At 71.9% G+C, this 9,974-nt stretch carries 6 protein-coding genes and 1 tRNA gene; 3 read left to right on the top strand and 4 right to left on the bottom strand.

Features of this window, described 5'->3' with window-relative positions:
• The 4 genes from D8M35_RS13700 to mnmA all read right to left on the bottom strand — a co-directional run.
• Positions 1 to 2,179: transglycosylase domain-containing protein (locus tag D8M35_RS13700; protein WP_148113378.1), on the bottom strand; the 2,179-nt coding region annotated here is incomplete at its 3' end.
• Between the two features lie 89 nt (positions 2,180 to 2,268).
• Positions 2,269 to 3,702: an alpha/beta hydrolase gene (locus tag D8M35_RS13695; RefSeq protein ID WP_126892353.1), complete on the bottom strand. Its 1,434-nt coding sequence runs from the start codon at positions 3,700 to 3,702 to the stop codon at positions 2,269 to 2,271.
• A gap of 234 nt (positions 3,703 to 3,936) precedes the next feature.
• A complete protein-coding gene (ligA, locus tag D8M35_RS13690) occupies positions 3,937 to 6,327 on the bottom strand; it encodes an NAD-dependent DNA ligase LigA (protein WP_126892352.1) in 2,391 nt (796 codons plus the stop codon).
• An 89-nt stretch (positions 6,328 to 6,416) separates the two neighbouring features.
• On the bottom strand, positions 6,417 to 7,523 hold the full coding sequence (gene mnmA / locus D8M35_RS13685; protein WP_126892351.1) for a tRNA 2-thiouridine(34) synthase MnmA: 1,107 nt from the start codon (positions 7,521 to 7,523) through the stop codon (positions 6,417 to 6,419).
• A gap of 53 nt (positions 7,524 to 7,576) precedes the next feature.
• Here mnmA and D8M35_RS13680 point away from each other — a divergent pair, with 53 nt between their 5' ends.
• From D8M35_RS13680 to D8M35_RS13670, 3 genes are all read left to right on the top strand, one after another.
• Complete coding sequence (locus D8M35_RS13680; RefSeq protein ID WP_126892350.1) at positions 7,577 to 8,965, top strand: MFS transporter; 1,389 nt, start codon at positions 7,577 to 7,579, stop codon at positions 8,963 to 8,965.
• Between the two features lie 90 nt (positions 8,966 to 9,055).
• A tRNA-Leu gene (locus tag D8M35_RS13675) sits at positions 9,056 to 9,136 on the top strand.
• A gap of 162 nt (positions 9,137 to 9,298) precedes the next feature.
• Positions 9,299 to 9,974: DedA family protein (locus D8M35_RS13670; protein ID WP_148113377.1), on the top strand; the 676-nt coding region annotated here is incomplete at its 3' end.

Genomic DNA, 9,974 nt, shown 5'->3' with positions numbered 1-9,974 from the left:
CTCTCGCGTCCGACGCCGACCCGCCAGCGGACTGCGCGGACCGCGACGTCGAACCGATCATCGCCGGATCGGGCTCGGGCAGCGCTCCCCCGCCGTACCGCTGGTCGAGCCACGACATCATCGAGCGGCCCACGCCGAACTTCGCGCTGTACCCGGTCGTGCCGTGCGGGAACGGCGTGTTCGCGAGGCCGACGAGCCCCCTGACGTTGCCGACCCACGTCGCGTTCGTGTACTTCGTGCTCGACGTGACGAGCCAGTTCTGCGTGTCCGCGTCGGTCGTGCCGGTCTTGGCGAACTTCGGGGTGCTGTCGCCGGGGTTCGCGGCGGCCGCCGTGCCGTCGCCGGTCAGGACGCCCTGCAGCGCGTAGTCGACCGTCCCGGCGACCTCGGCGGAGACGCCCCGGGTGCAAGTGGACGGCGTCGGGGTGATCGTCGTGCCGTCGGCTTCGCGCACCGAGTCGATCACGGTCGGCGAGCACACGACGCCGCCGTTCGCGAAACCGGCGTAGGCCTCGGCCAGGTCGATCGGCGAGAGCGGGTTGGTGCCGAGCACGGACGCCGGGTTGGACGCCGGGGCCGAGCCGTCCGCCTGGTGGATGCCCATGGCCTGCGCGAGGTCCTTGATCTTGCAGAGGTCGAGCTGCTTCGCCATCGCGCCGAACGCGGTGTTGATCGACTCCGAGGTCGCCGCCTGGACGCTCATGCTCGCCGGGACGGCCTCGGCGTTCGAGACCGGCCAGGGGGATCCGCCGAGCGCCTCGCAGGAGTTGGTGAACTCCGACTGCTGGAACAGGTGCTCGCCCGTCGGCACCGACTCGGACAGCGTGTGCCCGGACGCCAGCCACTCCGCCAGGGTGAACACCTTGTAGGTGGAGCCGGTCTGGAACCCCCCGGAGTTGCCGTAGGCGGTGTCGGCGTTGTAGTCGATCGCGGTCGCGCCGGGGCCGGCGTTGTCGCTCTGCGTGTACGTGGTGTTCTGCACCATCGACAGCACCCGGCCCGTCCCCGGCTCGACGGTGACGTTCGTGCCGCCCAGGTCCACGCCGTCCATCGTCGACGGCACGTAGGACGACAGTGCCGACTGGGCCTGGGCCTGCAGGTCCAGGTCGAGCGACGTGTGGATCTCGAGGCCCTTCGTGTCGAGGGTCTCGATGCGCTGCGCGGCGGTCTTGCCGAACGCCGGGTCCTGCAGCACCTGGTCGCGGACGTAGTCGCAGAAGTACCCCGCGTCGTACGCACTCGCCGCCGCCGAGCACCCGTTCGCGGTGTCCGTGATCTGCGGCGTGACCGGGGTGGCCTTCGCCTGGTCGAGCTGCGCCTTCGAGATGTCGTGGTGCACGTACATCCGCTGCAGGACGTAGTCGCGCCGGGTCTTCGTCGCGGCGTAGCCGTTGGCCGCACCGTTGTCCTTGTCGTCCGGCTCGTCGATGCGCAGGTTCGCCGGGTTGTTCAGGATCGCGACGAGGGTCGCCGACTGCGGGAGCGAGAGGTCCTTCGCGTGGACGCCGAAGTAGTACTCGGCGCCCGCCTCGGCACCGTAGACGCGCCCGCCGAGCCCGACGAGGTTCAGGTAGCCGGTGAGGATCTGGTCCTTCGAGTACTTCTTGTCGACCGCGATGGCGTAGCGCATCTCCTGCAGCTTGCGCTGCGGGGTCACCCCGGCGGCGTCCTGGTAGCACGCCGCGACCTTCGTCTGTGTCGCGGCCGCCGTCGCGCCCGTGAGCTCCTCGCACTGCTGCACGAGGACGTTCTTCACGTACTGCTGCGTGATGCTCGAGCCGCCCTGCACGTCGCCGCCGACGACCGTCGCCGCGACGCCGCGGACGGTCCCGAGGACGTCGATGCCGCCCTCGTCCTCGAAGCGCGGGTCCTCGGTGTCGATCGCGGCACGCTTCAGCGACTCGGCCATGGCGTTCGAGGCGACGTCGGTCCGGTTCTCGGCGTAGAACGACGCGATCTTGACCTGCTGCCCGTCCTTCGTGGCGTAGACCGACGACACCTGCTGCGGCGTCTGGATGTCGAGGTAGCTCGGCAGGTCCTCGAAGAACGACACCGCGCCGGAGGTCCCCTCGCCCGCGACCGCCACCGCCGGGGTCACCGCGACCGCCACCAGCAGGCCGGCGAGCCCGGACATGGCGACGAAGGTCGTGAGGGCACCGGTCCACCGCAACGCACGCATGGCGGCACGGTACGGGTGCGGACTGGGGTCGTTCTGCCGTGGGACGGCCGGGGGCTGCGGCGGCGCACAGGATCGCCCACAGGGACGGGTCAGTCGCGGGGTTGGAGGTCCTGGGGACGCAGGAGGTACATGTCGGGCAGGGGCTGCGCGGTGCCGTCGCCGCCCTGGCCGCGCCGGGCCTGGTGCCGGACGAGGTCCCCCCGCCCGATGCCGATCAGGGCGACGTCGTGCAGCGAGGCCGTCCCGGGCTTGAGGTAGTCGTTGTGGCCGACCGGACGACGGAACAGGCCCGTGTCCACGCCCGCGGTGTCCGCCGAGAGGTCGAGGACCGTCGAACCGAACCCCGCGGAGCCCGGGTCGGTCCCGAAGTACCCCGAACCGGCGATCGGGTCGCTGTGCGCGTCCCCGACGTAGACCTGCCCGGTCCGGACCGCGAGCTCCGCGGCGGACTGCACCTCGCTGCCCGGCGAGCCGAGCACCGTGAGCGAGTCAGCCCGCATGTGCCCCGACGACAGCGCCATCAGCGCCGTCGTCGATCCGTAGGAGTGCGCGACGACGTTCAACCGGGGTCGGTCGGCGCCGCGGACGGCGTCGAGGCCGTCGACGACGCGTTCCAGCCGGTCCGCGCCGGTCCGCGCGAGCCCGAGCGACAGGATGTTGGACATGTCGGGCGTGCGGTAGCCCATCCAGGCGAGCACCGCCGTACCGCCCGTCGTGACGCCGGTGCTGCCGTCGCCGTCGCCGTCGCCGCTGGCCGGCGCGCCTCGGCCGGTGCGGGTCTCGGCGAGCGCCGACACCGCCGTCTGCTCGTCGTACAGGTCGCTCGCGGTGTCGGTGAAGTCGTGCATCTGCCCGGTCACGGTGAAGAACATCCCCGGGACGACCACCGAGACGTCCCGGGCGCTCGCCAGGTCTCCGATGGCGACGGCCGCGCGCCCGGTACCCCGGGTGTCGAGGACGACCAGGCGTCGGGGCCCCTCGCCGGGCTCCTGGTGCAGGGCGTCCCGGACCTGCTCGAGCATCGCGGTGCGGGCGGTGGTCGGACCGGACTCGGCGCCCGCGGTCGCCGTCGCATCGTCGGTCAGCCCGGCGTCGAGGGTCGTCCGGTTGGCACGGTCACGGACGTCGTACGGCACCCCGTCCAGGTTGCCCACGACCGCGGGCGCGGACGCGATCAGGCGCTCCCGCGTGGCAGCGCTCAGCGCACCCCACCACCGAGCCACGGAGATCGCCGTCGGTGGCCGGTCCTGCGCGGTCGCGAGCACGCGCTCGTCCGAGTCGGCGCGCGCCAGGTCGCCCGGACCGGCCGTGCCGAGCGCGTCGAGGAACGCAGCACCCTGCGCGACCGCCAGTCGGTCCGGGTCGGCGTGACCACGGTCCGCGTCGGTCCCGGTGACGTGCAGGACGCCGTGCGCCGCCGCGTCCAGGACGTGGGACTCCGGACCGGGCACGGCGGGGGCCTCGACCACTCCCGACGAGTGCATCGAGGCGGTGAGTAGCAGGGCCGCAGCGATGAGCAGCAATCAGGTCTCCCCGGGAAGGCCGTGTCGTCGACCCCCTCAGGCGACGATTGATGCCCTTTCGAGTGTAAGGAGAATGTGCTCGCCAGGGGATGCGTCCTGCAACTTGCCCCTCGAACTGGGTACGGATCGCGATCGCTCGTCCGCGGTCGGCGGCGCGTCGCTCACGGCGAGCCGCGCAGCGCCGTGCTGCGCTGCGCCAGCCTGCGCTGCACCGTTCTGTCCTGTGCCGTCCCGCTAGTCGGCCGTGTCTCCGTCGCCGGTCCCCTGGCCCGCGGCCGCGTCGGAGGACTCCGCTGCGTCCGTCTGGGCCGTCCCCAGGGCACCGGGCCCCTCGGTCACGAGCAGGCGGAACTGCTCGGCGTCGATGATCCGCAGCCCGAGCTGCTCGGCCTTCGTGAGCTTCGACCCGGCACCGGGACCAGCGGCGACGAAGTCCGTCTTCTTGCTGACGCTCGACGCGGCCTTGCCGCCGGCGGCGATGATCGCCTCCTGTGCCCCTTCGCGGGTGTAGCCCTCGAGCGAACCGGTCGCCACGACCGTGACCCCGCTGAGGACTCCCCCCTCGACCGCGGCGCCGGGGCCCGGGTGGTACGGCGTCGTGAACTGCACGCCGGCCGCGGTCCACCGGTCGATGATCTCGCGGTGCCAGTCGACGGCGAACCAGTCGAGCAGTGCGTCGGCGATGATCCCGCCGACCCCGTCGACCGCCGCGAGCTCCTCGCGCGACGCGTTCCGGATCCGGTCGAGCGACCCGAAGTGGTTCGCGAGCGCCCGGGCGGCGACCGGACCGACGTGCCGGATGCTCAGCCCGACCATGATCCGCCAGAGCGGCTTCGTCTTCGCGGCCTCGATGTTCGCGAGCATCTCGAAGGCGTTCTTGGACGGGTAGCGGCTCGGCTCCCCGGTGTACTCGGCACCGCGGGCGTCGGCGTCGAACGGCGGGTCGGTCTTCTTGCGGGCACGACTGAACGGGGTGACGCGCTTCGGGGTGCCGTCGTCGTCGGACTTCTCCATGCCGGTCTCGGCGTCGCGGACGATGACCTCGATGGGGACGATGTCCTCCATCGTCAGGTCGAACAGGCCGGCCTCGGTGACGAGCGGCGGCTGCTCCGGGTGCAGCGGCTGCGTGAGTGCGGCCGCGGCGACCTCACCCAGGCCCTCGATGTCGAGGGATCCGCGCGACGCGATGTGCTCGACGCGGCCCCGGACCTGCGCCGGGCAGCTCCGGGCGTTCGGGCAGCGAAGGTCCTTGTCGCCCTCCTTCGCAGGGGCGAGGGGTGTGCCGCACTCCGGGCACTCCGAGGGCATCACGAACTCGCGTTCGGTGCCGTCGCGCAGTTCGACGACCGGACCGAGGACCTCGGGGATGACGTCGCCGGCCTTCCGGAGCACGACCGTGTCGCCGATCAGGACGCCCTTCGCCTTCACCACGTCCTGGTTGTGCAGGGTCGCCTGACGCACGACGGACCCGGCGACCTCGGCCGGCTGCATCACGGCGAACGGCGTCGCACGGCCAGTCCGCCCGACGCTGACGACGACGTCGAGGAGCTTCGTGTGGACCTCCTCCGGCGGGTACTTGTACGCGATCGCCCAGCGCGGCGCGCGGGAGGTCGACCCGAGCTCCTCGTGCAGGGCCAGGTCGTCGACCTTCACCACGACGCCGTCGATCTGGTGCTCGACCGAGGCCCGACGCTCCCCCGTGGTCCGGACGAAGCCGAGGACGTCGTCCACGGTGTCGAACACCCGGTAGTGCGAGCTCGTCGGCAGGCCCCAGGTCTGCAGCAGCTCGTACACCTCGGACTGGGAGTGCACCTCGGTGTCGCGCTCGAGCTCGCGCACCGGCCACGCGCCGATGCCGTGCACGAGCATGCGGAGGCGTCGCAGGCGGTCGACCATGAGCGCGCGCTTCGCCTCGGACTTGCCCTCTTCCTTCTGGCGCAGCGAGCCGGCGGCGGCGTTCCGCGGGTTGGCGAACACCCGCTCCCCGGCTTCGCGCTGCCGGGCGTTGAGCTCGTCAAACTGGGCGACGGGGAAGAAGATCTCACCGCGGACCTCGACGATCGCGGGGTGCCCCTCGCCGGAGAGACGGTCCGGGATGGTCCCCATGGTGCGCACGTTCCCGGTGACGTCCTCGCCCACGACGCCGTCACCGCGGGTCGCCGCCGAGACGAGGCGACCGTGCTCGTACCGCAGGTTGATCGCGAGTCCGTCGATCTTCAGCTCGGTCAGGAAGCGGACCCGCTCCGACCCGGCGTCGCGCTGCACCTTGTCGGCCCACTCGGTGAGCTCCTCGGGGCTGAAGACGTTGTCGAGGCTCAGCATCCGCTCGGCGTGCTCGACGGGAGCGAACTGCACGGTCTGCGCCTGTCCGCCGACGGTCTGCGTCGGGCTGTCCGGGGTGAGCAGGTCGGGGAAGCGCTGTTCGATCGCGTCGAGGCGGTGGACCATCGCGTCGTACTCGCCGTCCGCCACCGTCGAGCCGTTGCCCTCGTAGTACTCGTCACGCAGCTCGTTGATGCGCACCCGCAGGCGTTCGACCTCCCGCTGGGCCTGCGCGGCGTCGAGGTCGGCCGGGGCCAGCGTCTCGAACGTCGAGTCGGCCGAGTCGGGGGTCGTGTCGCTCATGCCTCAGTTCTACCGTGCACCGCCGACCCCGCGCGCAGCGGGCGGCGACACCGCAGCGGAGCCGACCGCGGCACCCCGGCGGACCGGGCTCAGACGGCCGCGGGAACCACCGAGACCGTGCGGTCGATCGTGCACTGCCCGAGCACCCGGGTCCCGACGTACACGACCGCGGTCTGTCCGGGGGCGACGCCCGACAGCGGCTCGTCGACGTCGATCACGAGCTCGCCGTCCGACACCCGCGCCGTCGCCGGCACCGGGTCCGCGTGCGCCCGGATCTGCACGTCGCACGCGAAGGGCTCGGACGGGTCGACGGGCGCCGTGCCCGCCCAGGTGTACCGGGACCCGGCCATCGACCGGACGTCGAGGGCCTCCTTCGGTCCGACGACGACGGTGTTGTCCTTCGGTCGGATCTCCAGCACGAAGCGCGGCTTGCCGTCCGGCGCCGGGCGGCCGAGGTGCAGGCCACGGCGCTGCCCGACCGTGTAGCCCGTCGCGCCCTCGTGCTCGCCGACGACGGTGCCGTCGCGCTCGACGACCGACCCCGGCTCGGCGCCGACGCGATCGGCCAGCCATCCGCGGGTGTCCCCGTCCGGGATGAAGCAGATGTCGTAGGAGTCGGGCTTCTGCGCGACCGTGAGCCCGCGCGCCGCGGCCTCGGCCCGGACCTCGTCCTTCGACGGCGTCGCACCGAGCGGGAACATCGCGTGCTCGAGCTGCTCGGCTGTGAGCACGCCGAGCACGTAGGACTGGTCCTTCGCCCAGGCCGCCGAGCGGTGCAGCTCGCGTGCACCGTCCGTCCCGGTCACGATCGAGGCGTAGTGGCCGGTGCAGACGGCGTCGAACCCGAGGGCGAGCGCCTTCTCGAGCAGTGCCGCGAACTTGATCCGCTCGTTGCACCGCATGCAGGGGTTCGGGGTGCGGCCGGCCTGGTACTCCGCGACGAAGTCGTCGACGACGTCCTCCTTGAAGCGCGCTGAGAAGTCCCACACGTAGTACGGGATCCCGAGCGCCGAGGCAGCTCGCTGCGCGTCCATCGAGTCCTCGATGGTGCAGCAGCCGCGGCTCCCGGTGCGGAGCGTGCCCGGCATCCGGCTCAGCGCCAGGTGCACGCCGACCACGTCGTGCCCGGCGTCGACGGCCCGCGCCGCGGCCACCGCCGAGTCGACCCCACCGCTCATCGCCGCAAGTACACGCATGCATCCAGGGTAAGCGCATCCCCCGACGAGTCCAGGCGTACCGTTGCCCGACGATGACCAGCACGACGAACGACGCCTTCGACCGCCGCGGCGTCCTGCTCTCCGGCTTCCTGCCCGCGGCGCTCTTCGCGATCGGCGAGGGGGCGATCATCCCGATCATCCCGATCGCCGCCGACTCCCTCGGCGCGAGCCTGGCGTTCGCGGGCTTCGTCGCCGCGCTGATCCTGGTCGGCGAGCTCATCGGCGACGTGCCCTCCGGCGTCGTGGTGGGGCGGATCGGGGAACGGAACGCGATGATCGGCGCCGCGGTGGTGTCCGTGGTCGGTCTGCTCGTCTGCGTCGTCTCGCCGAGCCCCTGGGTGCTCGCCGTCGGGGTGTTCCTGGTCGGCGTCTCGACCGCGGTCTTCGCGCTCGCCCGGCACGCCTACATGACGACCGCGATCCCCCTCCGGATCCGGGCCCGCGCCTTGTCGAGCCTCGGCGGCGTCTTCCGCTTCGGCTACTTCGTCGGTCCCTTCCTCTCGGCCGGCGTGGTCCACCTGACCGGCACGACGCAGAGCGCCTTCTGGATCCACGTGGTCTGCTGCCTGGCGGCGGCGGTGGCGCTCCTCGTCCTGCGCGACCCCGCGACCGGCGAACGCGGTCTGCGGTTGCCGAGCCGAGCCTCCAGACCGGACGCGACGAACGCAACCGGCCCGACGAACGCAACCGGCCCGACGAACGCGACCGGCCCGACCAGCGCAACTGACACGACCGACGCGACCCGACGCTCCGCACCCGGACCGCACCCCGACGAGCCGCCCACGGACACCGGCGCGCAGTTCGTCGAACGCGAGGCGCACGGCCTCTTCCGCACCATCCGCGAGAACCGGGCCGTCCTCGCCAGGCTCGGCAGCGGTGCGGCCCTGATCGGCGCGCTCCGCGCCGGACGCCAGGTGATCCTGCCGCTCTGGGCGGTCAGCGTCGGGCTCGACGACGCGTCGGCTGCGCTCGTCATCGGCATCGCCGGAGCCGTCGACTTCGCCCTCTTCTACACGAGCGGGCAGATCATGGACCGCTGGGGTCGACTCGCGAGCGCCCTGCCGTGCATGCTCGGGCTCGCCGTGAGCTACTTCCTGCTCGCCTGGAGCGGGCACCTCGACGCGAAGGTCGGCTGGTTCGTCGCCATCGCGATCGGCATGTCGCTCGCCAACGGGGTCGGCAGCGGCATCCTGATGACGCTCGGGGCGGACCTCGCACCGCGAGGGAACCCGGCACCGTTCCTCGGTGCGTGGCGCTTCACCGGGGACTTCGGGTCCGCGGCGGCGCCGCTGCTGATCTCCGGTGTCACCGCGGTCGCGTCGCTCGCGTTGGCGAGCGGGGTCATGGGGGTGCTCGGTCTGGTCGGTGCGGGGGTGCTGCTGCGCTACGTGCCGCGGTACCTGCCACGTCGGTTGCGTTGACGGCGTCGGTCCCGTCGGTCCCGTCGGGGCGGCCGGGAGGCGCGGCTGCTGCCCGCCCCGCACCTCCCGCTCGGTAGACTGCCGCTGCTCGCGGGAGTGGTGGAATCGGTAGACACGCAGGATTTAGGTTCCTGTGCCCCAGGCGTGAGGGTTCGAGTCCCTCCTTCCGCACCGTGCTCGGCTCGCTCGGCCCGGCTCTGCTCGCTCGGCTCGGCTCGGCTCGGCTCGGCTCGGCGAAGTCAGCCCACCGACGGATGGGCCGGTCACCGCCGGGCGGTACCCTCGTCAGGCGGGAGCCTCCCCGTGCCCCGCCCCGACACGACCGGAAGAACCATGCACTCCGTCGCACTCGCCCTGATCCCGTGGCTCGACCCGCAGTACATCCTCGACCACTTCGGGGCCATCGCCGTGCTCGTGGTCTGCGCCATCGTCTTCGCCGAGACCGGCCTGCTCATCGGCTTCGTCTTCCCCGGTGACAGCCTGCTCGTCATCACGGGCCTCTTCGCCTTCGACCGCGGGGGCCAGATCGGCGGCATCCCCATCTGGGTGGCCGCACTGATGATCGGCGCCGCGGCGTTCCTGGGCGGTGAACTCGGGTACTACATCGGCAAGAAGGCCGGGCCCCCGATCTTCGAGCGCAAGGAGAGCGGACTGTTCTCGAAGGAGAACGTCGACCGCACGAACGCGTTCTTCCACCGCTTCGGCCCGCTCGCGGTCATCCTCGCCCGCTTCGTCCCCGTGGTCCGCACCTTCCTGCCGATCGCGGCCGGGGTCGGGCGCATGAACTACAAGAAGTACTCGCTGTACAACGCCATCGGCGCGGTCGTGTGGGGCGTCGGCGTGACCTTCCTCGGGTACTTCCTCGGCTACATCCCGCCGATCGCCTACGTCGTGCGGAACTACATCGACGTGATCCTCATCCTCGCGGTGCTCGTCACGGTCGTCCCCGCCGGGCTGCACTACTGGCGGACCGCGCGGAAGGCCAAGCACGCCGCCGAGGCCGAGGAGA

The sequence above is a fragment of the Curtobacterium sp. HSID17257 genome (assembly GCF_003989515.1).
Lineage (GTDB): Bacteria > Actinomycetota > Actinomycetes > Actinomycetales > Microbacteriaceae > Curtobacterium.
The sequence above is the reverse complement of the archived record's forward strand: the minus strand, read 5'-3'. Positions and strand labels throughout refer to the sequence as shown.